This window comes from Stenotrophomonas sp. KH_036_B (genome assembly GCF_057839485.1).
Map to the genome: position 1 here is coordinate 792,048 of NZ_CM174491.1, position 26,760 is coordinate 818,807.

At 67.2% G+C, this 26,760-nt stretch carries 18 protein-coding genes and 1 pseudogene; 13 read left to right on the top strand and 6 right to left on the bottom strand.

Going from position 1 to position 26,760, the window contains the following annotated elements:
• Window positions 1-10 precede the first annotated feature (10 nt).
• The 6 genes and pseudogenes from murC to lpxC all read left to right on the top strand — a co-directional run bounded on the left by murC (window position 11) and on the right by lpxC (window position 6,941).
• On the top strand, window positions 11-1,447 hold the full coding sequence (gene murC / locus AC3ITN_RS03500; protein WP_313347837.1) for a UDP-N-acetylmuramate--L-alanine ligase: 1,437 nt from the start codon (window positions 11-13) through the stop codon (window positions 1,445-1,447).
• On the top strand, window positions 1,444-2,418 hold the full coding sequence (locus tag AC3ITN_RS03505; protein ID WP_489392089.1) for a D-alanine--D-alanine ligase: 975 nt from the start codon (window positions 1,444-1,446) through the stop codon (window positions 2,416-2,418). The genes murC and AC3ITN_RS03505 overlap by 4 nt, the downstream gene beginning before the upstream one ends.
• Window positions 2,415-3,092 (top strand): annotated as a pseudogene (locus tag AC3ITN_RS03510) (cell division protein FtsQ/DivIB); the annotation flags it as partial. The gene AC3ITN_RS03505 and the pseudogene AC3ITN_RS03510, both read left to right, overlap by 4 nt.
• Before the next feature lie 62 nt (window positions 3,093-3,154).
• A complete protein-coding gene (gene ftsA / locus AC3ITN_RS03515) occupies window positions 3,155-4,390 on the top strand; it encodes a cell division protein FtsA (RefSeq protein ID WP_017355446.1) in 1,236 nt (411 codons plus the stop codon).
• 192 nt (window positions 4,391-4,582) lie between these two features.
• Window positions 4,583-5,809, top strand: coding sequence for a cell division protein FtsZ (gene ftsZ / locus AC3ITN_RS03520; RefSeq protein WP_313347839.1), 1,227 nt, complete (start codon window positions 4,583-4,585; stop codon window positions 5,807-5,809).
• Between the two features lie 220 nt (window positions 5,810-6,029).
• On the top strand, window positions 6,030-6,941 hold the full coding sequence (gene lpxC / locus AC3ITN_RS03525) for a UDP-3-O-acyl-N-acetylglucosamine deacetylase (RefSeq protein ID WP_489392090.1): 912 nt from the start codon (window positions 6,030-6,032) through the stop codon (window positions 6,939-6,941).
• Between the two features lie 411 nt (window positions 6,942-7,352).
• On the opposite strand, the gene AC3ITN_RS03530 is transcribed toward lpxC, so the two are convergent.
• Complete coding sequence (locus AC3ITN_RS03530) at window positions 7,353-7,793, bottom strand: DciA family protein (protein WP_313347841.1); 441 nt, start codon at window positions 7,791-7,793, stop codon at window positions 7,353-7,355.
• A gap of 12 nt (window positions 7,794-7,805) precedes the next feature.
• Here AC3ITN_RS03530 and AC3ITN_RS03535 point away from each other — a divergent pair, with 12 nt between their 5' ends.
• The 5 genes from AC3ITN_RS03535 (at window position 7,806) to AC3ITN_RS03555 (ending at window position 21,018) form a co-directional block, all read left to right on the top strand.
• On the top strand, window positions 7,806-8,756 hold the full coding sequence (locus AC3ITN_RS03535) for a M23 family metallopeptidase (RefSeq protein ID WP_489392091.1): 951 nt from the start codon (window positions 7,806-7,808) through the stop codon (window positions 8,754-8,756).
• A 164-nt stretch (window positions 8,757-8,920) separates the two neighbouring features.
• Window positions 8,921-11,653: a preprotein translocase subunit SecA gene (gene secA, locus AC3ITN_RS03540; RefSeq protein ID WP_489392092.1), complete on the top strand. Its 2,733-nt coding sequence runs from the start codon at window positions 8,921-8,923 to the stop codon at window positions 11,651-11,653.
• Between the two features lie 850 nt (window positions 11,654-12,503).
• Window positions 12,504-15,986: an autotransporter outer membrane beta-barrel domain-containing protein gene (locus tag AC3ITN_RS03545; protein WP_489392093.1), complete on the top strand. Its 3,483-nt coding sequence runs from the start codon at window positions 12,504-12,506 to the stop codon at window positions 15,984-15,986.
• Window positions 15,987-16,251: 265 nt separating this feature from the next.
• A complete protein-coding gene (locus AC3ITN_RS03550) occupies window positions 16,252-19,884 on the top strand; it encodes an autotransporter outer membrane beta-barrel domain-containing protein (RefSeq protein WP_489392094.1) in 3,633 nt (1,210 codons plus the stop codon).
• Window positions 19,885-20,043: 159 nt separating this feature from the next.
• Window positions 20,044-21,018 carry a Nudix family hydrolase gene (locus AC3ITN_RS03555; protein WP_489392095.1) on the top strand — a complete coding sequence of 325 codons (975 nt, stop codon included), beginning with the start codon at window positions 20,044-20,046 and terminating at the stop codon, window positions 21,016-21,018.
• 17 nt (window positions 21,019-21,035) lie between these two features.
• On the opposite strand, the gene AC3ITN_RS03560 is transcribed toward AC3ITN_RS03555, so the two are convergent.
• Together AC3ITN_RS03560 and metF are read right to left on the bottom strand one after the other, a co-directional pair.
• Window positions 21,036-21,626, bottom strand: coding sequence for a DUF4124 domain-containing protein (locus tag AC3ITN_RS03560; protein ID WP_345785091.1), 591 nt, complete (start codon window positions 21,624-21,626; stop codon window positions 21,036-21,038).
• Between the two features lie 53 nt (window positions 21,627-21,679).
• A complete protein-coding gene (gene metF, locus AC3ITN_RS03565; protein WP_489392096.1) occupies window positions 21,680-22,507 on the bottom strand; it encodes a methylenetetrahydrofolate reductase [NAD(P)H] in 828 nt (275 codons plus the stop codon).
• Window positions 22,508-22,632: 125 nt separating this feature from the next.
• Here metF and AC3ITN_RS03570 point away from each other — a divergent pair, with 125 nt between their 5' ends.
• Complete coding sequence (locus AC3ITN_RS03570; protein ID WP_489392097.1) at window positions 22,633-23,514, top strand: TIGR01777 family oxidoreductase; 882 nt, start codon at window positions 22,633-22,635, stop codon at window positions 23,512-23,514.
• A 43-nt stretch (window positions 23,515-23,557) separates the two neighbouring features.
• On the top strand, window positions 23,558-24,115 hold the full coding sequence (locus tag AC3ITN_RS03575; protein ID WP_313347047.1) for a DUF3228 family protein: 558 nt from the start codon (window positions 23,558-23,560) through the stop codon (window positions 24,113-24,115).
• 72 nt (window positions 24,116-24,187) lie between these two features.
• On the opposite strand, the gene ybaK is transcribed toward AC3ITN_RS03575, so the two are convergent.
• The 3 genes from ybaK to ahcY all read right to left on the bottom strand — a co-directional run bounded on the left by ybaK (window position 24,188) and on the right by ahcY (window position 26,737).
• Window positions 24,188-24,661: a Cys-tRNA(Pro) deacylase gene (gene ybaK / locus AC3ITN_RS03580; RefSeq protein WP_489392098.1), complete on the bottom strand. Its 474-nt coding sequence runs from the start codon at window positions 24,659-24,661 to the stop codon at window positions 24,188-24,190.
• Between the two features lie 174 nt (window positions 24,662-24,835).
• Entirely contained in the window at window positions 24,836-25,114 is a 279-nt protein-coding gene (locus AC3ITN_RS03585; protein WP_489392099.1) for a hypothetical protein, read from the bottom strand.
• 177 nt (window positions 25,115-25,291) lie between these two features.
• Window positions 25,292-26,737: an adenosylhomocysteinase gene (gene ahcY, locus AC3ITN_RS03590; RefSeq protein WP_313347037.1), complete on the bottom strand. Its 1,446-nt coding sequence runs from the start codon at window positions 26,735-26,737 to the stop codon at window positions 25,292-25,294.
• Window positions 26,738-26,760 lie beyond the last annotated feature (23 nt).

Here is a 26,760-nt window from a genome sequence, read left to right on the forward strand (position 1 = left end):
GAGGCCGCGCATGATCCGCCGTCTGCACGACACCAACGACCTGGTCCGCGCGTTCCCGCGCGTGCACTTCGTCGGCATCGGTGGCACCGGCATGAGCGGCATTGCCGAAGTGATGCTGACGCTGGGCTATGAAGTGTCCGGCTCGGACAACGCCGACAACGTCGCCACCCGTCGCCTGGCCGGGCTGGGCGCGCGCGTGATGCGGGGCCATTCGGCCGCCAACGTGCTCGGCACCGACTGCGTCGTGGTCTCCAGCGCGATCCGCGATGACAACCCCGAGCTGATGGAAGCGCGCAGCCAGCGCATTCCGATCATGCCGCGCGCGGCCATGCTGGCCGAGCTGATGCGCTTCCGCCGCGGTATCGCGGTGGCCGGCACGCATGGCAAGACCACCACCACCAGCCTTACCGCCGCCGTGCTGAGCGAAGGCGGGCTGGACCCGACCTTCGTCATCGGTGGCCAGCTGCTGGCGGCCGGCGCCAATGCCAAGCTGGGCAGTGGCCAGTGGCTGGTGGCCGAAGCGGATGAAAGCGATGGCAGCTTCCTGCGCCTGAACCCGCTGGTCTCGGTGATCACCAATATCGATGCGGACCACCTGGAGAACTACGGCAACGACTTCTCCCGCGTGCAGGCCGCGTTCGCCGAATTCCTGCAGCGCCTGCCGTTCTACGGGCTGGCGGTGCTGTGCATAGATGACCCGGAAGTGGCCGCGCTGGCCGCGCAGACGCCGCGCCATGTCATGAGCTATGGCATGAGCAGCAATGCCGACGTGCGCGCCGAAGACGTGATCCAGGACGGTCCGCGCATGCACTTCACCCTGCGCCTGCCCGAAGGCAGCAGCTACCCGGTGACCCTGGCCCTGCCGGGCGCGCACAACGTGCTCAATGCGCTGGCCGCCGCCGCGGTGGGCTGGCAGCTGGGCGTGGCCCCGGATGCCATTGCACGTGCATTGGAAAGCTTTGCCGGCATCGGCCGTCGCTTCAATGACCTGGGCATCGTCACCACCGGCACCGGTGCCAACGTCCGTCTGATCGACGACTACGGCCACCACCCGCGCGAACTGGCGGCGGTGTTCGCCGCCGCCCGTGGCGGCTGGCCGGACCAGCGCCTGGTGGTGGCGTTCCAGCCGCACCGTTACAGCCGCACGCGCGACCAGTTCGATGCGTTCGCCGCCGTGCTGTCCGAAGTGGATGCGTTGGTGCTGTGCGAGGTTTATCCGGCCGGCGAAGCGCCGATCCCCGGCGCCGACGCGCGCTCGCTGGCGCGCGCCATCCGTGCGCGCGGCCGCAGCGAGCCGGTGGTGGTGGGCCAGGCCGCCGAGCTGTCGCACGTGCTGCCCGACGTGCTGCAGGACGGCGACCTGTTGCTTCTGATGGGTGCCGGCGACATCGGCTATGTCGCCCAGCACCTGGCGACCGACGGCTTCAAGGAGGCCCCCGCGGCATGAATACGATCAACTTCCCGCCGCTGCGCGTGACCGACCCGGCCCTGTTCGGCCGCGTCGCCGTGCTGCTGGGTGGCACCTCCAGCGAACGCGAGGTCTCGCTGGATTCCGGCCGCAACGTGATCGAGGCCCTGCGTGCGCGCGGGGTGGATGCGATCGCGGTGGACGGCATCCCGGCGCTGGCCCGGGCGCTGGTGGAAAAGCGCTTCGACCGCGTCTTCAACATCCTGCACGGCCACAACGGGGGTGGTGAGGACGGCATCGTGCAGGGGCTGATGGAAGCCTTTGGGGTGCCGTACACCGGCTCGGACGTACTGGGCTCGGCGTTGAGCATGGACAAGATCCGCACCAAGCAGGTGTGGTTGTCGCTGGGCCTGCCCACCCCGCAGTATCGGAAGGTGGACAGTGCCACCGTCCACGCGCTGGCGGCCGAGCTCGGCCTGCCGGTGGTGGTGAAGCCTGCGAATGAAGGGTCCAGCGTCGGCATCAGCCGGGTCACCGACGACGCCGGCCTGGATGAGGCGGTGGCGCTGGCCGCACGCTACGACGGCCAGCTGCTGATGGAGCAGATGGTGGTTGGCGACGAGCTGACCGTGGCGATCCTGGGCGACCAGGCGCTGCCGTCGATCCGCATCGTGCCCAACGGCCAGTGGTACGACTACAACGCCAAGTACATCGCCGAGGACACGCAGTACCTGTGCCCCGGACTGGACGGCGAGGACGAGGCCGAAATCCGCCGTATCGCACTGGCCGCGTTCCGCGCCGCCGGCTGCCGTGGCTGGGGCCGCGTGGATGTGATGCGCGACCGCGCCACGGGCCGCTTCCATCTGTTGGAAGTCAACACCGCGCCGGGCATGACCAGCCACTCGCTGGTGCCCAAGTCGGCCCAGCAGGCCGGCATCGGCTTCGAGGAGCTGGTGTGGCGTGTGCTGGAACAGACCCTGGCCCTGCCGCAGGAGCGCCATCACGCATGAACGCGGTGCTGCGCATCTTCGTCTGGTTGCTGGCCCTGTCGCTGGTAGCGCTGCCCGTGGTGGCGGTGCTCAACGGCTGGGTCGGTGCCGAACGGTGGCCGTTGGCCAAGCTGCGCGTGCACGGTGAGTTCAAGCGCGTGCCGGCCGAGCAACTGCAGAAGGTGGTGCTGCCGTATGCGAAGTCCGGCTTCTTCGCGGTGAAGCTGCAGGACGCGCAGGACGCCATCGAAACCCTGCCGTGGGTGGAAAGCGCGCAGGTGCGCAAGCAGTGGCCCGATGTGCTGGAAATCACCCTGATCGAGCACAAGCCCTTTGCACGCTGGGGCAAGGATCGCCTGCTTTCCGAGCAGGGCAAGCTGTTCGCCACCCCGCAGAAGCTGCAGGACCTGGCGCTTCCGGACCTCGAAGGCCCGGACAGCCAGACCGCCGAAGTGGTGGCGCTGTACAACGATGCGCGCGCGCTGTTCGCGCCGGCCGGGGTCGATGTGACCCGGGTCCGCATGGACGCCCGTGGCAGCTGGTCGCTGCTGTTGAGCAACGGCACCGAAGTGGTGGTGGGCCGCGATGACGCGCGTTCGCGGCTGCAGCGCTTCGTGCGCGTGCTGCCGCAGCTGGCCAACCAGCAGGTGCCGATCGAACGCGCCGACCTCCGATATACCAATGGTTTCACGCTGAGCTGGGGTACCCCGGCCGCGGCCGCGCCGGCCAATGTGGCGCACAGGACGCAGGACAGGACATGAATCGCAAGGGTGACAAATCGCTGATCGTCGGGCTGGACATCGGCACGTCCAAGGTGGTGGCGCTGGTCGGCGAGTATTCGCCGGGCAACCCCATCGAGGTCATCGGCATCGGCTCGCACGAATCGCGCGGTCTCAAGCGCGGCGTGGTGGTGGACATCGAATCGACCGTGCAGTCGATCCAGCGTGCGGTCGAGGAGGCCGAGCTGATGGCCGGCTGCGAGATCCGCTCGGTGTACGCCTCCATTTCCGGCAACCACGTGCAGTGCAAGAACTCGCCGGGGATCGTGCCGATCCGCGATGGCGAGGTGACCTGGGGCGACCTGGATCGCGTTCTTGACGCCGCCAAGGCGGTGGCGATCCCGGCCGACCAGAAGATCCTGCACGCCATCCCGCGTGAATACGTGCTGGACGACTCGCAGGAAGGCATCCGCAATCCCGTCGGCATGACCGGCGTGCGCCTGGAGGTGCACGCGCACCTGGTGGTGTGCGCGCAGTCGGCGGCGGCCAACATCAGCAAGTGCGTGCAGCGCTGCGGCCTGCAGGTGGACGATCTGGTGCTGTCCTCGCTGGCCTCCTCGGTGGCCGTGCTGACTGCCGACGAACGCGAGCTGGGCGTGGTGCTGGTCGACATGGGCGCCGGCACCACCGACCTGGCCGTGTTCGTGCAGGGCGCGATCTGCCACACCGCGTCGTTGCCGATCGCCGGCGACCACGTCACCAACGACATCGCGCACATGCTGCGCACGCCGACCCCGGAAGCCGAGCAGATCAAGGTGCGCTACGCCTGCGCCCTGGCCCAGCTGGCCACCGCCGAGGAAAGCATCCAGGTGCCCAGCGTCGGCGATCGTCCGCCGCGCCGCATGCCGCGCCACGCGCTCGCGCAGGCGGTGCAGGGCCGTTACGAGGAAATCTTCGAGATGGTGCAGGCCGAACTGCGCCGCTCCGGCTTCGAGGAACTGGTGCGCGCCGGCATGGTGCTCACCGGCGGTGCCTCGAAGATGGAAGGCGTGGTCGAGCTGGCCGAAGAAATGCTGCAGATGCCGGTACGCGTGGGCATTCCGCAGCACGTCACCGGTCTGGGTGAAGTCGTCGGCAATCCGGTCCACGCCACGGGCGTAGGCCTGCTGCTGATGGGCAGCCAGATCGAACACCCCCGCCGTCCGTCGCTGCCCACCGGCCGCGCGGGCAGCATGTTCAAGAAACTCAAGACCTGGTTCCGCGGCGAATTTTAAAAGAAGGCAGTAGAGCCGACTGTTAGTCGGCTGACAAAAAAACCGGCAACTGCCGGATGCAACAAAACCGGCCCCGCCGGCGCAGCAAAGAGCAACACACAACCCACACAGCCGCAACGGCAACATGCAGCGCGAAGGCAGGACGCCTGGACGCCCATGCCACCCATAAGCGGATACAACGAGGACACGGACATGGCGCATTTCGAACTGATTGAAAAGATGGCACCCAATGCGGTGATCAAGGTGATCGGCGTGGGCGGCGGCGGCGGCAACGCCGTGGCGCACATGGTCAGCACCAGCGTGGACGGCGTGGAATTCATCACGGCCAACACCGACTCGCAGGCCATCAAGAATTGCGGTGCCAAGCTGCAGCTGCAGCTGGGTACCAACGTCACCAAGGGCCTGGGCGCAGGCGCGAACCCGGAAGTGGGCCGCCAGGCCGCGCTGGAAGACCGCGAGCGCATCATGGACGCCCTGCAGGGCGCGGACATGGTGTTCATCACCGCCGGCATGGGCGGCGGCACCGGTACCGGCGCTGCGCCGGTGGTGGCACAGCTGGCCAAGGAGATGGGCATCCTGACCGTCGCCGTGGTCACCAAGCCGTTCCCGTTCGAAGGCCGCCGCCGCATGCAGGTTGCGCTGAAGGGCATCGAAGAGCTGAGCCAGCACTGCGACTCGCTGATCACCATCCCGAACGAAAAGCTGATCACCGTGCTGGGCCGCAACGCCACCATGATCCAGGCCTTCCGTGCCGCCAACGACGTCCTCCAGGGCGCCGTGCAGGGCATCGCCGACCTGATCGTGCGTCCGGGCCTGATCAACGTCGACTTCGCCGACGTGCGCACCGTGATGTCCGAAATGGGCCTGGCGATGATGGGCACCGGCACCGCCCGTGGCGATGACCGCGCCCAGGCCGCCGCCGAAGCTGCCATCCAGAACCCGCTGCTGGACGATGTGAACCTGGCCGGTGCCAACGGCATCCTGGTCAACATCACCGCCGGCGCCGACTTCACCATGGCCGAGTTCGACGAGATCGGCCGCACCATCGATGGCTTCGCGTCCGAAGACGCCACCGTGGTGGTCGGTACCGTGCTGGATCCGGACATGCAGGACGAAGTCCGCGTGACCGTGGTGGCCACCGGCCTGAACCGTGCCGTGGCAGCCAAGACCCAGCGTCCGGGCGAGCGCGCGCCGATCAAGCTGGTCCGCAACGCCACCACCGGCCAGCCGGAATTCGGCGACTTCGACAACGGCGGCGACGCGGTGTCCAAGGCGGTCGGTGGCATGGGCCTGGGCCTGCGTCGTCCGAGCGCCGACACCGTGGCAGCCTCGTCCCCGTCGGCCTCCGGCCCGGCGTCGGCGGAACTGCCCAACGATTACCTGGACATCCCGGCGTTCCTGCGCCGCCAGGCGGACTGAGGTCAGCCAGCCGGGGCCTTGTCCTCCCCGGTGAGCGCCTCCATGTCCCTTGCTGCCGGGCCAGGATAGGCCCGGCAGTTCGCCGTGTCGGCGTCAGGACCTTCGGGTCGTGACCCGCTGGCGGAGCTGCCCCGTCCCCGGTTCACGAAAGGGACAGTGGTAGTGCGTGTTATTCTTGTTTGTCATTGCCGCGCTGACCGCGCGCTTCCCGGTTGCCCCCATGATCCCCCAACGCACTCTCAAGAACACGATCCGCGCCACCGGCGTTGGCCTGCACAGCGGCGACAAGGTCTACATGACCCTGCGCCCGGCACCGGTCAACCACGGGATCGTGTTCCGTCGCGTGGACCTGGATCCCGTGGTGGAAGTGCCGGCACGGGCCGACCTGGTCACCGAAGTCACCCTGTGCACCGGGCTGACCTGCAACGACGCCAAGATCCAGACCGTCGAACACCTGATGTCGGCATTGGCCGGCCTGGGTGTGGACAACATCATCGTGGAGCTGTCCTCGGCCGAGCTGCCGATCATGGACGGTTCCTCGGGCCCGTTCGTGTTCCTGCTGCAGTCGGCGGGTATCGCCGAACAGGACGCGCCGAAGCGCTTCATCCGCATTCTGAAGACGGTGGAAGTCACCGAAGGCGACAAGGTCGCCCGCTTCGAGCCCTATGAGGGCTACAAGCTCGGTTTCACCATCCAGTTCAACCACCCGATGATCCCGGCCAAGCAGTCGCGCGCCGAGATCGAGTTCTCCACGGCGGCCTACACCAGGGAAATCTCCCGCGCGCGCACGTTCGGCTTCATGCGCGACCTGGAGTACATGCGCGAGCGCAACCTGGGCCTGGGCGGTTCGATGGACAACGCCATCGTGCTGGACGAGTTCCGCGTGCTCAACGACGACGGGCTGCGCTACGCCGATGAGTTCGTGCGCCACAAGATCCTCGATGCAATCGGCGATCTATACCTGGCCGGTGGCCAGGTGCTGGGCGCGTACGAGGGCTTCAAGTCCGGCCACGCGCTCAACAACAAGCTGGTCCGCGCCCTGATGGCCGACGCCAGCGCGTGGGAATGGGTGAGTTACGAGGCGGCGGCGGTGCCCGCACCCGTGGTCTACGGCGTCCCGGCCTACGCGTAGCGCCACGCCCTGCGTCGCTGAGCTGCCCGTAGACCGCGCCCAGCCGCGCAGGGGTGAGCTGCCCGTACATCGCGTCCAGCCACGGAGGGGCTGAGCTGCCCGTACATCGCGTCCAGCCACGCAGGGCGTGGCTCTACGGGGTAAGGTGTTGATTTAATTAGAATATCCACGGCGCTGCGGCGCCGTTTCGCGTTTCCGGCGTTAACGCCGCGTGATCTTGACGTCAGTGAACCGTCTACGTACCTGCGTCACGGATTTGTGAACCCGATCCAGTTTTGAACGCGATTTAACGTTTTTTTAATAAAAGAATAACGACTGGGCGGCCAGTGGCAGCTACGATGCTCGCCGGCTCCCTGCCAGATTCACATGATCGTGACGACGGCGGGGAAGGGGCGGGATGCCCCGATGCCTTCAGGATTTGGAGGAATCCACGTCCTTTAGACAGGCCAACGCGTCGCGTAGCCCTTTGTGCGTGGCGGCTGAAACTGCGTGGGGGCCATTCCTGTTATCGATCGCTGGGGAGCGTGGAGGAGGGGCAGACGCAGTTTTGACGGTCACCTTGGTGACCTTCAGCCCGATGGACCGGGCCGCGTCGATCAACTGAGCCTCGGCAAGCCGGACTTTGGCGTGCCAGACAGGAGATTCGACGACAAAAACGAGGTGCTCGCCGTTCACATTCGCCAGCCGGCAACGGGTGGCCAGGGTGGGCGGCAAATGGGGGCGCAACTGACGGTCCAGCGCATCGAGCCACAGGGCGCGACGCAGCGGATTGCCGGCTTTGTCACCCATGACTGCATCCAGCGCCGGTTTCGGCGTTGACGCAGGACGAGTACTGGATTTCGGCTCAGACATGAAAACTCACTGATGGCATTCAAAAAGATCGTAATCAAAACGCGTGAAGGAAAGGCCAAGACGCCGCTGACGCGTTTGCGTTTCTACTTCGAGGACAGGCCCCGCGCCCTGCTGGGCAGCGTACTCGGGCTGGGCTGCCTGATCGGCTTCGGTGCCGGTCTGGGTGGCAGCATGTTCAATGATTCCCGGCTCCACGCCAAGGTCGCCCAGCAGGAACGCGATGTGGCGCAGGCCCGCAAAGACGCCCAGACCCAGGTCAACGCGCTCGCCGCCCGCATGGGCGAGCTGCAGGCGCAGGCCACCCGCCTGAACGCACTGGGCGAACGACTGACCCAGATGGGCAAGCTGGAAGACGGCGAATTCGACTTCAACGAGACCCCCGGCCTCGGTGAAGGCGAGCCCGGTCCCACCCAGGACATCCCCGCCAGCGCGGTAAACGCGGACTTACAGGTGCTGGAGCAGCGTTTCGCTGCTTCAGGCCGTCAGTTGTCGGTGATGGAATCGCTGATGTTCGACCACCAGCTGGAGCAGAACGCGGTGCCGGGTCGCATGCCGATCCGCAACACCTACATCACCTCCAACTTCGGTACCCGCAGCGATCCGTTCGGTCGCGGTGCGGCCACCCACAAGGGCATGGACTTCCACGCCAAGGTCGGCGACCCGGTCATGTCCGTGGCCGACGGCGTGGTCAGCTTCGCCGGCGTGAAGGGCGGCTACGGCAACGTGGTCGATGTGGACCATGGCAACGGCTATGTCACCCGCTACGCGCACAATTCGCGCCTGGTGGTGAAGCCGGGCGACCTGGTCCGGGCCGGGCAGGAAGTGGCCAAAGCCGGTTCCACGGGCCGTTCCACCGGTGCCCACGTGCACTTCGAGGTCTGGGAACGCGGCCAGGTGGTCAACCCGCGCAAGTTCCTGGGCGACGGCGGCAACACCCCGGTCGGGCGGGTTTCCCGCGGCTGAGGGCGCGATCTGGCGGATCGGGGGCGCTTGAAACCAAGCGGCCCCGTCCCAAGCTACAATGGGTGTTGCCATAGACAGGGCGCAGTGCGCCCTGTTTCGTTTGCGGCGGGCGGCTCCCAAGGGAGCGTCGCCGTTGGGGCGTCTCATTCCAACCGGTTCCTTCAATGATCAACAGCCTGCTTACCCGCGTCTTCGGCAGTCGTAACGAACGCCAGCTGCGCCAGCTCAACCGCATCGTCGCCAAGATCAATGCGTTGGAGCCGGAAATCGAAACGCTCTCCGACGAGCAGCTCAAGGCCAAGACCCCGGAGTTCAAGCAGCGCATCGCTGACGGTGAAGCCCTGGACAAGGTGCTGCCCGAAGCCTTCGCCGTCTGCCGCGAGGCCAGCCGCCGCGTGCTTGGCATGCGCCACTACGACGTCCAGCTGATCGGCGGCATGGTCCTGCACCTGGGCAAGATCGCCGAAATGCGCACCGGTGAAGGCAAGACCCTGGTAGCCACGCTGCCGGTCTACCTCAACGCGCTGGAAGGCAAGGGCGTCCACGTCGTCACCGTGAACGACTACCTGGCCCGCCGCGACTCGGCGCAGATGGGCAAGCTGTACAACTGGCTGGGCATGAGCGTCGGCGTGGTGTACCCGGGCATGCCGCACAGCGACAAGCGCGAGGCCTACGGCAGCGACATCACCTACGGCACCAACAACGAATTCGGTTTCGACTACCTGCGCGACAACATGGCGCTGTCGCGCGCCGACCGATATCAGCGCGGCCTGCATTACGCCATCGTCGACGAAGTCGACTCGATCCTGATCGACGAAGCGCGCACCCCGCTGATCATCTCCGGCCCGGCCGACGATTCCCCGGAGCTGTACATCCGCGTCAACCGCGTGGTTCCCAGCCTGATCAAGCAGGAAGCCGAAGAAGGCGAGGGCGATTTCTGGGTCGACGAGAAGGGCAAGCAGGTCCACCTCTCCGAGGCGGGCATGGAGCATGCCGAGCAGCTGCTGGTCGAGGCGGGCATCCTGGATGCCGAGACCGAAGGCCTGTACGCCGCGCAGAACCTCACGGTGGTCCACCACCTCAATGCCGCGCTGCGCGCGCATGCCATCTACCAGCGCGACGTGGATTACATCGTGCGCGATGGCGAAGTGGTGATCGTGGATGAATTCACCGGCCGTACCCTGGCCGGTCGCCGCTGGTCCGACGGCCTGCACCAGGCGGTGGAAGCGAAGGAAGGCGTGCCGGTCCAGCGCGAGAACCAGACCCTGGCGAGCATCACCTTCCAGAACCTGTTCCGCATGTACAAGAAGCTGTCCGGCATGACCGGTACGGCCGACACCGAAGCCTACGAATTCCAGAGCATCTACGGCCTGGAAGTGGTGGTCATCCCGACCAACCGCCCGACCATCCGCAAGGACTCGCCGGACCAGGTGTTCCTCAACCGCAACGGCAAGTTCAACGCCGTGCTGGCCGACATCCAGGAATGCAACACGCGTGGCCAGCCGGTGCTGGTCGGTACCACCTCGATCGAAACCTCGGAAATGCTCTCCGAGCACCTGCGCAAGGCCGGCGTGCAGCACGAAGTGCTCAACGCCAAGCAGCACGATCGCGAAGCCATCATCATCGCCAACGCCGGCATGCCCGGTGCGGTGACCATCGCCACCAACATGGCCGGTCGCGGTACCGACATCGTGCTGGGCGGTTCGCTGGAATCGCAGCTGCATGAGCTGGGCGAAGAGGCCAGCGCCGAGCAGCGCGCCCAGGTCAAGACCGACTGGCAGGCCCGCCACGACCAGGTCAAGGCGGCCGGTGGCCTGCACATCGTGGGCACCGAACGCCACGAGTCGCGCCGTATCGACAACCAGCTGCGCGGTCGTTCCGGTCGCCAGGGCGACCCGGGTTCGTCGCGCTTCTACCTGTCGCTGGAAGACAACCTGATGCGCATCTTCGCCTCGGACTGGGTCCAGAAGGCGATGCGCATGATGGGCATGAAGGAAGACGACGTCATCGAAGACCGCCTGGTCAGCCGCCAGATTGAAAAGGCGCAGCGCAAGGTGGAAGCGCACAACTTCGACATCCGCAAGAACCTGCTGGACTTCGACGACGTCAACAACGACCAGCGCAAGGTGATCTACGCCCAGCGCGACGAGCTGCTGGACGCGGAGTCGGTCAAGGACAACGTCGACGGCATCCGCGGCGACGTGATCTTCGACATCGTGGCGCGCTTCGTGCCGCCGAACTCGATCGACGAACAGTGGGACCTGCCTAGCCTGGAAGCCACGCTGGCCTCGGACCTGGGCGTGCAGATGGACGTCACCGGGCTGGTCAAGCTGCACGAGGAGCTGGACGCCGAGGCAATCGCCAACAAGGTGCAGGCGCGCGTCGACGAACACTTCGCGCAGAAGGAAGCCGGCGTCGGCGACGAGACCATGCGCGCGCTGGAGAAGCACGTGATGCTCACGGTGCTCGACCAGAGCTGGAAGGAGCACCTGGCGCGCATGGATTACCTGCGCCAGGGCATCTACCTGCGCGGCTATGCGCAGAAGCAGCCCAAGCAGGAATACAAGAAGGAAGCCTTCGAGCTGTTCTCGGAAATGCTGGAGAACGTGAAGCGCGAAGTGGTGACCCTGCTGGCGCGCGTGCGCATCCGCAGCGAAGAGGAAGTGGCCGCACTGGAACTGGCCGAGCGTCAGCAGGCCGAGGCACGCCTGCTGCAGTCGCAGTTCCAGCACCAGAACGCCGGCGGTTACGGTGCCGACGAAGAAGCGGCCGAGGTGGAGGCGCAGCGCAACGGCGTGGCCCAGGTCAGCCGCGACGAGCCCAAGGTCGGCCGCAACGATCCGTGCCCCTGCGGCAGCGGCAAGAAGTACAAGCACTGCCACGGCCAGCTGAGCTGATCAGAGCAGATGCGAAGAGAGCCCCGCGAAAGCGGGGTTTTTTTTGGCTCGTCTCCGCTCTGTGGGGGGGCACGCGCTTGAAGCAGACGCGGCTGCCGGTGGAGCGAGCGCGGGGCCGCCATGCCCTTGCCTGCGAATTTCCCTCAACAGCGGATGCCGGTGGATCGAGCGCCGGGCCGCCTTACCCTTTCCGGCGAATGTCCCCCGGCGTCGGCCTTCGGCCGCCCCCTCCTCCTTTACTTCGCCTACAAGGGCAAGGCGACCCGGCGCTCGACCCACCGGCGTTGGCACCGTGACATCCGCTTTTCCCTGCGAACCGCAAGCCGAGCCCCGTCGCGGCCGGTAGGTCCCTGGCAAAGTAAAGGAGGAGGCCGTCGCCGCAGGCGTCGGCCGGGGGACATTTGCATAGGGGCCTGCCGGCCGCGACGGGGCCCTGAACGCTCGCGGTAGACCCGATCGAAGACAGTACGCCAACGCTTCCAAACCCCTCGGAATGAGACGCGCCCCTCAGATGGGAGCGGAACGTTCTTGTGCTGCAGGTCGCGCAATGCCACCCGATGCGTCTGCATTTGTGTGATCTGTGGCGCTGAAGCGCCACTTTCAGGAAACGCCGACATGGCGGCGTGGCGCATCCTCACCCGCGTCTCAGCTGTATTCCGGAGGTGCGCAAAGGAGTGCGCAGTAACGTTCTCAGCCCTGCCGTGGGTGCGTTGCTCCCGCGTCAGAACCGACACGCGTTACGTGCCACAGCACGCGGGCGCGTCGCGTTTCCCTGAGTCGCCATCCATGGAGTGTCATGAACAGGATCCATCGCCCGGTGCACCCTCGCACCTCTACCCCTTCATCCTTTTTGCGCCAAGCCACCGCCCGCGTGCGCCGCCGCTCGCCGCTGAGCGCTGCCCTGCTGGTTGCGCTTGGCGTGTCGGCTGCCTCCCTGCCAGCGGCCTCCGCGGCCGTGCATGAGTTCAGTGCCGACGAGACGGTCAACGACGTACGCCAGTACGCCGAAGGGTTCCGCATCAATGCCGCGGCAGCGATCGATGTCGCCGGGGCGGGGATGATCACCTCCGGCGGCGCCGTATCGCTGGGTAGCGCGCAGAGTGACCACGGCAGCCTGCGTGTGGCAGGCGCGGGCCCACGCCTCGTCGTGCAGGGCAACCTCTCCATGCGTGTCGGCGACGGCGGCACTGGCCAGTTCCGGATGGACGGCGGCGCCGAAGCCTCCATCGGCAGCCTGCTGGCAATGGGCTTCAAGGCCGGCAGTACGGGCACCACCCTGGTCAACGGCGACGGCACGCAGTTGTCCGCCGGCTGGTTGCAGGTGGGTCGCGCCGGCAACGGTGCGCTGCACATTGCAGACGGTGCGTCGGTCGTCACCACCCGGTCCTACACCGGCGCCAACAACCATGGCCTCAGCATCGGCGCAGAGGCGGGGTCCACCGGCGTCGTCAGCGTGGGCAGTCGCGGCACCCTGAAGGTCACCGACAACTACCTGCGCGTCGGCGAGGCCGGCACCGGCGTCCTTCACATCAACGACGGCGGCATCGTGGTCGCCGATCGGGGGGTGGGAGCAGGCACCGATGCCGACGGGAGCGGCACCATCATGATCAGCGCCGGTGGGCAGCTGAAGACCGCCCAGCTGACGTTGGGCGGCGGATCGCGCTCCAGCGGGTCCCTCGGCATCAGCGGCACTGGCGCGCAGGTGGACGCCAGCAGCGTATGGGTGGGTTCCCGCGGCGATGGCATGCTGCGTGTGGAAGACGGTGGCGTGTTGCGCGCGGACACCGAGGTGCGTGCGGAACGTTACGACGGCCTGGGTGCCGGGACATTCGGGCAGAAGGGCCGGATCGAGGTCAGTGGTGCCGGTTCGGCGATCGACGCGCCGCGCGTGGACACCACCAACGAACTGCTGATTGAAGGCGGTGCCTCGATCCGCTCCAACACAGCCCTCATCAAGGATTCCTACGCGGGTGGCACGGTGGCCGCGACCGTCACCGGGGCGGGGTCGAACTGGACCAACCGCGGTGCGATGGAGATACGTGGCAACGTCGACGTTGTTGATGGCGCCACCATCCAGACCGACACGCTGGCCATTTCCGGCGGGCTCAACTCGGCTACGCTCAACGTGAAGCTGATCAACGAACAGGTCCGCGTCAGCGGTGCAGGATCAAAGATCCGCGCGTCCAACGGAATCTCGGTAGGTGCCGGCGTCTTCGAGCCGTACGGCATGCTGAGCGTGGCCAATGGCGGCGTTCTCGATGGTGGCACCGGCTTCGCGCTGGGGTTGTCGGGTTATCTGGTCGTGGGCGGAGGCGTGGACCAGTGGGTCGAGTCCGTCGGCCCGTCGTGGCGACCGGCCGAGGCGGCGGGCGCGCTGTCGGGCTCGCCGATCGAGATGGGGACTGGCGCGGGCGGTCTGGTGTTCAACCACACCGGCAATGTGGAACTGGCCAACAACATCCGCAGCGCGAGCTGGACCGCCGGTGCGGTGACCAGCGTGGCCGGCACCACCACCCTCAATGGTGACCTCAGCGCCTTTGGCGGCGACGTCAACGTGGCGGGCGGCACGTTGCGCATCAATGCCGACATGTACACCGGCCAGGACCATATCCACGCGGCCCTGTCGCCCGCACAGCAGATTGACGTCAGCGGCGGCACGTTGGTGCTCAATGGCAGTTCAGGCTTCCGGCAGGCCGTCGATGACGGCAACGGCAGCCGCGTCGTGCGCAGCTCCAACGTGCGGGTGCGCGACGGCGGCGTCCTGGCCGGCAACGCGACCGTCGGTCACACCGAGGTGCTCAACGGCGGTGTGCTGTCGCCCGGCAGCGCCGGCGTCGGCACGATCACCATCGACGGCGACCTGTTCGTCAACAGCGGCGGCGCGGTGCCCGCGGATGTTGCCGCCAAGGCGTTCTACGACGTGGACCTGCTGGGCAATGGCCAGGCTGACTTCATCGCGGTGACCGGCACGGCCTACATCGGCCATGGCGCGGGCAGTGCCGGCAGCAGCGGCGACACCGGGGTGCGCGTCACCGGCCTGGATCCTGCAACCAGCTACCAGAACGGCCACACCTACGCGATCCTTGATGCGGCCGGAGGCGTCAACGGCGGCTTCGACGACGTCACCTCCAACGCTGCGTTCATCACCCCGACCCTGACGCAGTCCGGCAATCAGGTGCTGCTGACCATTGCGGTCAACGGCCAGGTGCCGCCAGTCGATTCCGGCGGCTCCGACGCACGCCCGCCGATCGTGTTCGGCGCGGTCGCGCGTACCGGCAACCAGCGGGCCACCGCGGCCGCACTGGATTCGCTGCAGCAATCCGGTGACGCGTTGGCGCTGTACAACACTCTGCTGATGCTCGACGAAGCCGCTGCGCTGGCGGCATTCGACGACCTCTCCGGCGAGATGCATGCCAGCAACCGCGCGTTGCTGCTCGATGACCGCTTCCTGCGCGACGGCATCTCCCAGCGGCTTCGCCCGGATCCGGCCATGGTGGCCAATGGCGCATCGGCGTGGGTGGCCGCCAGCGGCGCGTCCACGCGGCAGAAGGGTGATGGCACCGCGTCCCGTACCCAGAACCACCGCGAAGGGCTGATGGCAGGCTACGACTGGACCATTGGCGATCGCTGGACGGTGGGTGTGGCCGGTGGTCCGGAATCGCTGCGCCAGCAGATCCGCGAGCGCAGTGCGATCACGGAGGTGGACGCCATGCACGGCGGCCTGTACGCGGGCTTCCGCGGCGAGCAGGCGTGGATCAACGGCGGCGCCAGCTATGCCGACTACGAGGTCGAGACCGAGCGCAGCGTGGGCGGTGGCACCGCGTGGGAGCAGACCCTCAACAGCCGCCACGATGCGCATGCCGTGTCGGTGTTCGCCGAAGGTGGCTGGGACATCCAGCGCGATGCACTGACCCTGAGCCCGTATCTGGCCGTGGCCTACACCCGCGTGTCGAGCGAGGCCGCCATCGAAACGGGTGGCAGCGCGGCATTGGAGGTCGCTGCCAGCAAGGACGAGGTATGGACCACCACGGCGGGCATTCGTGCGATGTGGGACATCGGTGGCAGCCAGCAGGACGGTGCCCGGCTGGACGCCGGCCTGGCCTGGCAGAACGCCGCCGGCGAGCGTGGTGCCGGCGCACGCAACCGCTTCGTCGCCGGCAGCGATGCGTTCACGGTGGCCGGCCTGCCGCTCGCCCGCAACGTGGGCATTGCCGAGTTGGGGGTGTCGGTCAAGCCCACCGACAACAGCCGTCTGTCGCTGCACGCACAGGGACGCGCCGGTAGTGGCCAGCGCGAGTTGGGTACCCAGTTGAACTGGAATGTGGCGTTCTGACCGAACCTGCTGAAGAGCCCCGCGAAAGCGGGGCTTTTTTCTGCCCGCGATAAAATGAGACGGAAGTCACAAAGATTCACGCGATGTAAGGTGCTGAAGCGCGCTTCCGATGACGTAATCAGCCAAAGAGCGGGTGGCGGGCGCCACCGTGAGGCATTACCCTGTGCCTCCCCGCCGCGGAAGGGGTTCCGCAGCGGCAGTGCCGCGCTGTGTGCCACGGGGAGTGGCCGCGTCGCGTTCGTCAAGTCGCCATCCATGGAGTGTCATGAACAGGATTTTTCGCCTGGTGTTCAACCACACCACCGGTCTGACGCAGGTTGCGTCCGAACTCACGTCAACCCATGCCTCGCCCGGCGCCGTCCTCGGCAGCCCGCGCCGACGTGACGCGTTGGCCGCTGCGCTGCTCACCGCGCTGGCCGCGACCGCTGCCGCGCCCTCGGCATTCGCGCAGGCGTACCCATTCACCGCCGATGAGACCGTCACCAACCAGCGCACCTATCTGCAAGGCTTCATTGTCGCCCCGAACGGCACGGTGCGGGTCGATGTCACCGGCAACGGACAGCTGACGTCCCTGGACGGGGTTTCGATAGGCGCTGCTGCGGGTGCCGACGGCACACTTGCCTTGGACGGCGCGCTCACCCGGCTGGGGGTCAGCCCCGGCTTCAACATGGTGGTAGGCCAAAGCGGCAAGGGAACGCTGGTATTACGCAACGGCGCGCTGGCCTCCTTGGGCAGCGGGCTGGTGATCGGTGTCGCTGACACAGGCACAGGCACGGTTGCTGTCATGGGCAATGGCACGTTCCTCTCGGCCGACACCATTGACGTCGGCAGGCAGGGAAATGGCACGCTGAACATCAGCGACAGTGCCCGGGTGACCGCCACGCAGTTACGCGTCGGGGTCCAGTCGCCCGGTTCCGGTACGACGGCGGGTATCGTGACGGTGGGCAGCAGTGGCCAGCTGGAAGTGAACGGCGGCGCCTTCATTCTCGGCGATAGCAACCGCGGCACGCTCACCGTGGACAACGGCGGCCGGGTCGTCGTCAGTAGCGGCAACCTGATCATGGGCAACCAGAGCAATGGCTTCGGGACGCTGAATGTAGCGGCAGGTGGCACGCTCACGCTGCTGGGCAACGCTTCAACGCTTGTGATTGGTAATGCGCAGGACGGCGTCGGCGAAGTGACCATCAGCGGTATCGGCGCGGTGGTCAACGCCCCGAGCGTGGTCGTCGGCCTTGATGGGTCGGGCACGTTGACCGTGCAGAACGGCGGCGTGCTGAACGCCAGCACCAGTCTGACGGCCGAGGCAAGTGGCAATAATCCCAACCGGATCTCGATGATCCGCGTCAGCGGTGCCAACGCGCGGATCAACGCCGGACATGTGGAAGCCACCGCGGTGCTGCTCGATGGCGGCGGTTCGATTGTGTCCAACAGCGCATTGATCAGAGATGCCTTCGGTCCGGTGCTGCCCACCACCATTCAAGAGGCGGGCTCGCATTGGACCAACGCCGGGTTGATGACGATCGAGGGCTCTGTCGACGTCGTCGCCGGCGCTCAACTGACCACCGGCACGCTGCAGGTGTCCGGTGGCATCAATTCGAAAACACTCAGCCCCACCAGTCTGGTGGAGAAGGTGCAGGTGAGTGGTGCGGGTTCGGTCATCACCGCCACCAACGGCATCACCGCAGGCGCGGGGGTTTACGAACCGTTTGGCCTGCTGATCGCCAGCGATGAGGGGCGCATCGACGCAGGTACGGGCCTCAACCTGACCGGCAACGGCTTCCTGGTGCTGGGCGGTGGCGCGGTCAACTGGACAACGGCCACAGCCGCCTTCAACTGGGATGCAGCCGAGGCCGCCGGCACGCTCTCCGGCGCACCGATCGACATGCAGTCCAATGCCGGTGGCCTGGTGTTCAACCACACCGGCGACATCAGCCTGGCCAACACCGTGCGCAGCGTGCCCAACGGCACGACGTGGACGGGTGGCGCACTCATCAACGTGGCGGGCAACACCACGCTCAGTGGCGACCTCACTGCCTTCGGCGGCAAGGTCGACGTCCGCGCGGGCACGCTGGTACTGAATTCCAACCTGTACACCGGCCAGGGCTACACCGATCCGGCACTGGCGCTGCCCCAGCAGATCGATGTGTCCGGCGGCACCCTGGTGCTCAACGGCAGTGCCGGCTTCCAGCAGAACCTCAGTCTGGGCGGCACCGCCAGCGTGGTGCGCAGCTCCAACGTCACCGTGCGCGATGGCGGCGTGCTGGCCGGCAATGCCACCGTGGGCGATACCTACGTGACCAATGGCGGCGTGCTCTCGCCGGGCCGCGGCAACGTGGGCACGATCACCGTTGACGGCAATCTGTTCTTCAACGCAGGCGCCTCGGCACCGGTGTCGTCCGCCGCGTTCTACGACGTGGACCTGCTCGGCAACGGCCAGTCCGACCTGCTGAAGGTCACCGGCCAGGCCTTCATCGGCCGTGGCTCGAACCTGGCCAATACCGGCGATGCCGGCATGCGCGTGACCGGGCTGGACCCGGCCACCAGCTACCAGAACGGCCGCACCTACACCGTGCTCGATGCCGCGGGTGGCGTGGAGGGCGGGTTTGACGCTGTCACCTCCAACTCGGCCTTCATCACCCCGACCCTGAGCCAGAACGGCAGCCAGGTGGTGTTGACCATCGCGGTCAACAATGGCAGCACCAACCCCGGTACCCCGGGCACTCCCGGCACTCCCGGCACTCCCGGCACGCCGGGCACGCCCGGTACCCCCGGCACTCCTGGTGATCCCGGCACCCCGGTCACGCCGCCGCCGGAAGTGTTCAATCCCGTGGCGCAGACCCCCAACCAGCAGGGCATCGCCAACGGCCTGAACAGCCTGCAGCAGTCCGGCGAGGCACTGGCGCTGTACAACGCGCTGCTGATGCTCGACGAAGCCGCCGCACGCACGGCCTTCAACGAACTGTCCGGCGAGATCCACGCCAGCAACCGCGCGATGCTGCTCGACGACCGCTTCCTGCGCGAGGGCATTTCCCAGCGCATGCGGCCGGACCCGACCATGGCCGTGGAAGGCGCCTCGCTGTGGCTGGGCGGTGGCGGCACCTCCAAGCGCCAGGACAGTGACGACTCGGCCGCGCGCGTGCGCCAGAACCGGGCCGGGCTGATGGCCGGCATGGACATGAGCTTCGGCGGCAGCTGGACCGTGGGTGTGGCCGTCGGTGCGGAAAAGCTGCGCAACAAGGTCGATGACCGCAACGCCGACAGCGATGTCGAAGCGGCGCACATCGGCCTGTATACCGGCTTCCGGGGTGAGGCGTTCTGGCTCAACGGTGGTGCCTCGTACGCCGACTACCAGCTGGATACCCAGCGCCGCGTCGGCACGGGCCAGGCCTGGGCACAGACGTTGGACGGCAGCCAGGACGCGAGCGCGGTGACTGCGTTCGCCGAAGGCGGTTGGGATTTCGAACTGGATGCGCTGACCCTCACCCCGTACCTCGCATTGGCCTACACCCGTCTGAGCAGTGATGCCTTCGCCGAGACCGGCGGCAGCGCAGCGCTGGCGGTCGACTCCAGCGAAGACAGCACGTGGACCACCACGGCCGGCCTGCGTGCGGCCTGGGACATCAGCGCCGACCAGGAAGGCGGCACCCGCATCGAAGCCGGCCTGGCCTGGCAGCACGCCGGTGGCGACCTGCGTGCCGACACCAGCAACCGCTTCGTGGTGGGCAGCAACCGCTTCACGGTCAGCGGCCTGCCGCTGGCCGGCGACGTGGCCATCGCCGAACTGGGCGTCTCGTTCAAGCCGACCGACAACAGCCGCCTGTCCTTCTTCGCACAGGGCCGCAGCGGCGACGGCCAGAGCGAGTTCGGCGGCCAGCTGAACTGGAATGTGTTGTTCTGATCGACGTGGCGGTATGACGCAGACGAAGGGCTCCGAAAGGGGCCCTTTGTTTTTGGGTGCGGGGCGATGGATCGACGAAACCAGAGGCAGCAGATGCAGGCACCGGGCGTCGATAGCCGGGGATTGCACATCCCCGCATTCATTCGGCATCCTGCCCCCATGCCATCCCCCAAACGATCGATCCATGTCGTGGCCGGCGTCATCACCGACGCCCGCGGCCGCATCCTGCTCAACCGTCGCACCGAGAACAGCGACATGGCCGGCCTGTGGGAATTCCCCGGGGGCAAGCGCGAGGACGGCGAGACCTCCGAGCAGGCGCTGGTACGCGAACTGCGCGAGGAGCTGGGGATCGAGGCCGAGGTGGGCGACTGGATCATGGACGTGCCCCAGGTCTACCCGGACAAGCACCTGCGCCTGGAAGTACGGCATGTCCGCAGCTGGAAGGGGTCGCCGCGCGGTCGCGAGGGCCAGGCCATTACCTGGGTGGCACCGGACAAGCTCTCACGCTATTCGATGCCCCCGGCCGACCTGCCGGTGGTGGCCGCGCTGCGCCACCCCGACCGCTATCTCATTACCCCCGAGCCCGAGACCGACGACGCTGCCGCGCACCGGGACTGGTATGCACGCCTGGCCCGGGCGCTGGATGCGGGCGTGCGGCGGGTACAGCTGCGCACCCCTGCCAGCGCCGCCCGGGTGGCCTTGGCCGAGCAGGCCGTGGCCCGCCACGGGGGCGGGGTGCAGTGGCTGCTCAACCGCGACATCGAGCTGGCCCGCCGGCTCGGCGTCGGCGTGCACCTGGGCAGCGAACAGCTGCTGCAGTTGGAGACGCGGCCGCTGCCCGACGGCCAGCTGGTGGCGGCCTCATGCCACGATCTGGCGCAGCTGCAGGCCGCGCAGCGACTGGGCTGCGATTTCGCCGTGCTGGGGCCCGTGCAGGCCACCCCCAGCCATCCGGGCGCTGCCCCGATGGGATGGAACAGTTTCGAATCGCTGCGCGCGCAGGTATCGCTGCCGCTGTATGCGCTGGGCGGCCTGGGACCGGGCGACATCGCGGAGTCGCGCCGCCACGGTGCCCAGGGCATCGCCTCGATCAGCCGGCTGTGGTCCGGCGACGCCGTGCCCGCGGGCGGCTGACGCGCCGGGAAACGCCCTTAGAGTGTGATCCAGAAACAACCGTACTGACGACGCAGGCCGAACACTGTGCGCGCCGGCGTGGCGGTGCTGCCCAGCGTCTGTTCCAGGCGCAGGCCGATCGGGCGTGGCCGGCCCGCGACGGGCGCAGCGGCCTCTACGGCATCCACCAGCGAGGCGTTTGGGTCGGCCGGCAGCGGCGGGGGCAGCGCGTCGGTGCTGGGATAGACCGGCGCGATATCGATCAGCGGGCGCTGCACCACCGATTCCAGCCGCCCGATGATCTGGTTGGCGGTGGCGTTGGATACGTTGCCCCACAGATAGATCGACGACAGCCGGTTGACGTCCTGCAGGCTCACCGCGTCGCGGATCTGCCCGGTCAGCTCGCTGAGCCGGCGCGCGCAGCCGGCGCGGTAGATGCCGGTGTTGCCGACCGATGCGGAGCCGGCCGGCATGCGCGCGGTCGCGCCCAGTGCATCGCAGCTGCGGTCGGTGAACACGGTCTGGCCCTGCGCGTTGGTACAGCGGTTCACGCGCTGCGCCTGCGCCGTGGCCACAGGAGGACAGCACAGTGCGCAGGACGACAGCAGGAGCAGAACGACCGATCTCATCGCAGCAGGGTAGCGGCGCGCGCGTTATCTGCAAGCGATTGCGCCGGTTCCGCTCAGCGACCCAGCAGCTTCAACACCTGGGTGGTGGGCTTTGCCAGGTTGAGGGTGTAGAAATGCAGCCCCGGCGCGCCGCCCGCGACCAGCCGTTCGCACAGCTGGGCCACCACCTCGGCGCCGAAGGCGCGCACCGATTCGGCGTCATCGCCGTAGGCCTGCATGCGCTTGCCGATCCAGCGCGGGATCTCCGCGCCACACTGCTCGGAGAAACGGCGCAGCTGGCTGAAGTTGGAGATCGGCATGATCCCCGGCACGATCGGCACCGTCACGCCGAGCTTGCGCACGGCATCGACGAAGTGGAAATACGCGTCGGGGTTGTAGAAGTACTGGGTGATGGCGGCATCGGCGCCGGCGTCGATCTTCGCCTTGAAGTACTTCAGGTCGCGCAGCGCATCGTCCGATTGCGGATGCGTCTCCGGATAGGCGCCCACTTCGATGTGGAACGCATCGCCGTGCTCGGCACGGATGAAGCTGATCAGCTCCGAGGCGTAGCGCAGGTCGCCGGGATGGCCCATGCCCGAGGGCAGGTCGCCGCGCAGCGCGACGATGCGCCGGCAGCCGATGGCCCGGTACAGCTTGAGCAGTTCGCGGATTTCCTCGCGGCTGCCGCCCACGCAGGACAGGTGCGGGGCCGCATCGAAGCCATGGTGCTGCTTGAGGTGGCGCACGGTCTCGGAGGTGTAGCTGAGGGTCGAGCCACCCGCGCCGAAGGTACACGACACGTACTCCGGGCCGTAAGCGCTGAGCTTGCCGGCGGTGCGATCGAGCTGGGCGCGCTGCTCGTCGGTCTTGGGCGGGTAGAACTCGAAGCTGATGGCGGTCATGGGCAGCGGCGGCAGCGGGTGTGTGGATATGATATCGCTTCATCGCGATGAATGTGAAGTTGCAAGGCACCCTTCGTGCACAGGTGACGGTCTACCGTAGGCGGCACTGAGACGGAGTGAACGCGATGGACATCCTGGTTACCGGTGGCACCGGCTTCATCGGCCGCCGTCTGTGCGCGCGGCTGCAGGCGCTGGGGCATGCCGTGACGGTGCTGACCCGACACCCCGGCCGGAATGCCGTTGACGGGGCCCGCAGCGTGGCACGGCTGGACGACGTCGGTCCGGTACAGGCGGTGGTGAACCTGGCCGGGGAGCCGATCATGGCGGGGCGCTGGACGCCGGCGCGCAAGCAGGCCCTGCTCGATTCACGGCTCGGCACCACCGGCGCGCTGCTGGCGTGGATGAAACAGCTGCCGGCGCGCCCGCAGGTGCTGGTGTCCGGTTCGGCGATCGGCTACTACGGCCCGCGCGGCGATGAGATGCTGGACGAAGCCGCTTCGCCGGGGCACGACTTCGCGGCGATGCTGTGCCGGCAATGGGAAGCCGAGGCATTCAAGGCCGATGCCCTCGGGGTGCGCACCTGCGTGGTGCGTACCGGCATCGTGCTGGATCGCGATGGAGGCGCCCTGGCGCGGATGCTTCCGCCGTTCCGGCTGGGCGCGGGTGGTCCGATGGGCGATGGGCGGCAGTGGATGAGCTGGATCCATCGGGACGATCTGGTCGGCCTGATCGTATGGCTTCTGGAGCACGGCGATGCCCGCGGGGCCTACAACGGCACCGCACCGGGCGCGGTCACCAACCGCGCGTTTGCCACGGCACTGGGCGAGGCGCTGCACCGGCCCGCGCGGCTGACCACCCCGGCATTCGCGCTGAAGCTGGGCTTCGGGGAAATGGCCGGGCTGCTGCTGACCGGCCAGCGCGTGGTGCCGGCCCGCGCGCTGCAGGACGGGTACCGCTTCCACGCTCCCGAACTGGCGCCGGCGCTGCGGATGATTCTCGACGGATGACGCGGGTTACCCTGTGCACCCGTCACGCCCCCCCCTGTGTGCCATGTCCATTGTCCTGACCGAATTCGCCCGCCCCCGTCTGTTTCCGCGCGTGCCGCGCGGCAACACCATCCAGGACTGCACGGCCGCGCAGTTCGAGGCGCACCTCAACACGCACGCGCCGTTCAAGGTGCTCGACGGCTACGCGCCGTTCTGCAAGCTGTTCGTCTACGAAAACTGGACCAGCACGCGCTGCCTCACCGTGCCGATCACCGACGCCAACCGCCATCAGCTGCATACCGGTTACGAAGCGCGCAACCGCGAGGAGCTGCCGGTGCTGGTGCGCTGGTTCGAGGGGGTGGAATCGCCGCGCGCGAACTACCTGGTGGTGATCCTCTACAGCGCGGAGCAGCTCGCGCTGGAGGGCGCGCCGATCGACGCCGACTGGGGCATCGTCGGCTGCATCTACACCGCCGAGCCGGAAGAAGTACCGATGGCCCCGATCACCATGATGCGCAACGCGCTGGGGGTGGAAGAGGGCGGCTCGGGCGTGCCGCTGGACCGCGAGGCCTACCAGCGTGCCGTGGCGTTCTGGGAAAGCAACGCCAACTGGCGACCGTAACGCTGTCCCGTAGAGCCACGCCCTGCGTGGCTGCGTCTCGTTCGGGACCGCACAGCCACGCAGGGCGTGGCTCTACGGTGGCTTGCCTATCGGGGCCAGGCTGCCGTCGGTCAATGCCAGCAGGTCAGCCGGCGCAAGCGCCACTTCAAGCCCACGCCGCCCGGCGCTGACATGCATCGTCGGCAACGCCTGCGCGCTGGCATCGATGTAGGTGCGGAGCTTCTTCTTCTGCCCCAGCGGACTGATCCCGCCGACCAGGTAGCCGGTCGCGCGCTGCGCCGCATCCACGGCCGCCATCCCGCATTTGCGGCAGCCGGCGGCCTCGGCCAGGGCCTTCAGGTCGAGCGTGCCGCTGACCGGCACGATCGCCACCAGCAGTTCGTGTTTCTCGGTGCTGGCCAGCAGCGTTTTGAACACCTGCGACGGGTCAAGTCCCAATGCCTGCACCGCCTCGCCGCCGTAGGAGGCCGCGCCGGGATCGTGGTCATAGGCAAGCACCGCGTGCGCGATGCCGCGTTGCTTGAGCAGGTTGATGGCCGGGGTCATGGCAGGTCCTTGTTGCGGGGCACCCAGGAATCCTAGCGCCGCGCCCTGGGCATTGGCTTGACCGAGGCTATCGGCGGCCGCAACGGCGGTCCGTCGTGATGAACATTTGGGGGAAAAAACGGGCACCTTTCGGTGCCCGCATCGGCGGTGAATGGGGGCCGACACCCATCGGCCTCACGTGCGATCTTCGGACGTCGTATCCAGCTGGCAGCTCGCTCCGGAAGGAGTCGCTACCGCCACCGCCATCTGCTCGGCCTGTGCCTGGCTTTCCGCCCTCAGCCCGATCGGGGGCGTAGGTGGCCCGGCCTTGTAGGACAGCGTGCATTTGTACGGCCGGGAGTAAAGCAGTTTCATCGCATCGCTTGGGGTCTGCGCGACAGCCAGTGAAGACATTGCGCTGCCTGCGGCACAGCCCATCGCTGCTACAACCACCATTTTGGCCAAGGTGTTCATATGGAATGCTCCGGAATGATCCAGATATTCCCCCGCACGCGGATCATCGGGTGCGCGCTGTTAGCGGCACGTGCAGGGCGTGCGCCCACGCTCACCTGGTTTGGAAAAGAAACGGGCGCCCGAAGGCGCCCGTCGTAAACCCGGTAGTGCCGGCCGCTGGCCGGCAACCCCGTTGGATCAGTAGCGGTAATGCTCCGGCTTGAACGGACCTTCCACCGGCACGCCGATGTAATCGGCCTGTTCCTTGGTGAGGGTGGTCAGCTTCACGCCGATCTTCTCCAGGTGCAGGCGCGCCACTTCCTCGTCCAGCTTCTTCGGCAGCAGGTACACCTTCTTCTCGTAGCTGTCCTTGTTCGCCCACAGGTCGATCTGTGCGAGCGTCTGGTTGGCGAACGAGTTGGACATCACGAAGCTCGGGTGGCCGGTGGCGCAGCCCAGGTTGACCAGGCGGCCTTCGGCCAGCAGGAAGATCGCGTTGCCGTTCGGGAACACGTACTTGTCCACCTGCGGCTTGATGTTGACGTGCTGCACGCCCGGGAAACCGACCAGCGCATCGACCTGGATTTCATTGTCGAAGTGGCCGATGTTGCAGACGATGGCCTGGTCCTTCATCGCGCTCAGGTGTTCGATGCGGATGATGTCCTTGTTGCCGGTGGTGGTGACGTACAGGTCCGCACGGCCCAGGGTGGACTCGATGGTGTTGACCTCGAAGCCTTCCATCGCCGCCTGCAGGGCGCAGATCGGATCGATCTCTGTCACGACCACACGGGCGCCATAAGCGCGCAGCGACGCGGCGCAGCCCTTGCCCACGTCACCGTAACCGCAGACCACGGCAACCTTGCCGGCCAGCATCACATCCATGGCGCGCTTCAGGCCGTCGGCCAGCGACTCGCGGCAGCCGTACAGGTTGTCGAACTTGGACTTGGTGACCGAGTCGTTGACGTTGATCGCCGGGATCAGCAGGGTGCCGGCCTGGGCCAGCTGGTACAGGCGGTGCACGCCGGTGGTGGTCTCTTCGGAGACGCCCTTCCAGTCCTTGACCACGCGGGCCCAGTAACCCGGACGCTCCTTGGCCACGCGCTTGAGCAGGTCCTTGATGACCTGTTCTTCATGCGAGGCGGCCTTCTCGTTGACCCAGTCGCTGCCGTTCTCGAGCTCATAGCCCTTGTGGATCAGCAGGGTGACGTCGCCGCCGTCGTCCACCACCAGCTCCGGGCCGGTCAGGGTGCCGTCGGGCAGGGTGAAGGTCAGCGCGTCCAGGGTGCAGTCCCAGTACTCTTCCAGCGACTCGCCCTTCCAGGCGAAGACCGGGGTGCCCGAGGCGGCGATCGCGGCAGCGGCATGGTCCTGGGTCGAGAAGATGTTGCAGGACGCCCAGCGCACGTCGGCGCCGATGTCCTTCAGGGTCTCGATCAGCACGGCGGTCTGGATGGTCATGTGCAGCGAGCCGGTCACGCGCACGCCCTTCAGCGGCAGGGTGGCGGCGTGCTTGCGACGGATCGACATCAGGCCCGGCATTTCGTGCTCGGCGATATCCAGTTCCTTGCGGCCCCAATCGGCCAGCGAGATATCGGCAATCTTGTAATCACCTTCGGTGGAGAAGGTCTTGGCAACAGCGTTCATGCAAAAGCTCCGGTAATGGACGA

Excerpts from the sequence above, each read along its gene's own strand:
- AC3ITN_RS03505 (WP_489392089.1), top strand. The coding sequence starts at position 1,444 with ATGAATACGATCAACTTCCCGCCGCTGCGCGTGACCGACCCGGCCCTG.
- AC3ITN_RS03570 (WP_489392097.1), top strand. The coding sequence starts at position 22,633 with ATGGACATCCTGGTTACCGGTGGCACCGGCTTCATCGGCCGCCGTCTG.
- ftsZ (WP_313347839.1), top strand. The coding sequence starts at position 4,583 with ATGGCGCATTTCGAACTGATTGAAAAGATGGCACCCAATGCGGTGATC.
- metF (WP_489392096.1), bottom strand. The coding sequence starts at position 22,507 with ATGACCGCCATCAGCTTCGAGTTCTACCCGCCCAAGACCGACGAGCAG.
- lpxC (WP_489392090.1), top strand. The coding sequence starts at position 6,030 with ATGATCCCCCAACGCACTCTCAAGAACACGATCCGCGCCACCGGCGTT.
- AC3ITN_RS03585 (WP_489392099.1), bottom strand. The coding sequence starts at position 25,114 with ATGAACACCTTGGCCAAAATGGTGGTTGTAGCAGCGATGGGCTGTGCC.
- AC3ITN_RS03555 (WP_489392095.1), top strand. The coding sequence starts at position 20,044 with ATGCCATCCCCCAAACGATCGATCCATGTCGTGGCCGGCGTCATCACC.
- ybaK (WP_489392098.1), bottom strand. The coding sequence starts at position 24,661 with ATGACCCCGGCCATCAACCTGCTCAAGCAACGCGGCATCGCGCACGCG.
- AC3ITN_RS03535 (WP_489392091.1), top strand. The coding sequence starts at position 7,806 with ATGGCATTCAAAAAGATCGTAATCAAAACGCGTGAAGGAAAGGCCAAG.
- murC (WP_313347837.1), top strand. The coding sequence starts at position 11 with ATGATCCGCCGTCTGCACGACACCAACGACCTGGTCCGCGCGTTCCCG.
- secA (WP_489392092.1), top strand. The coding sequence starts at position 8,921 with ATGATCAACAGCCTGCTTACCCGCGTCTTCGGCAGTCGTAACGAACGC.
- AC3ITN_RS03530 (WP_313347841.1), bottom strand. The coding sequence starts at position 7,793 with ATGTCTGAGCCGAAATCCAGTACTCGTCCTGCGTCAACGCCGAAACCG.
- ahcY (WP_313347037.1), bottom strand. The coding sequence starts at position 26,737 with ATGAACGCTGTTGCCAAGACCTTCTCCACCGAAGGTGATTACAAGATT.
- AC3ITN_RS03575 (WP_313347047.1), top strand. The coding sequence starts at position 23,558 with ATGTCCATTGTCCTGACCGAATTCGCCCGCCCCCGTCTGTTTCCGCGC.
- AC3ITN_RS03560 (WP_345785091.1), bottom strand. The coding sequence starts at position 21,626 with ATGAGATCGGTCGTTCTGCTCCTGCTGTCGTCCTGCGCACTGTGCTGT.
- ftsA (WP_017355446.1), top strand. The coding sequence starts at position 3,155 with ATGAATCGCAAGGGTGACAAATCGCTGATCGTCGGGCTGGACATCGGC.
- AC3ITN_RS03550 (WP_489392094.1), top strand. The coding sequence starts at position 16,252 with ATGAACAGGATTTTTCGCCTGGTGTTCAACCACACCACCGGTCTGACG.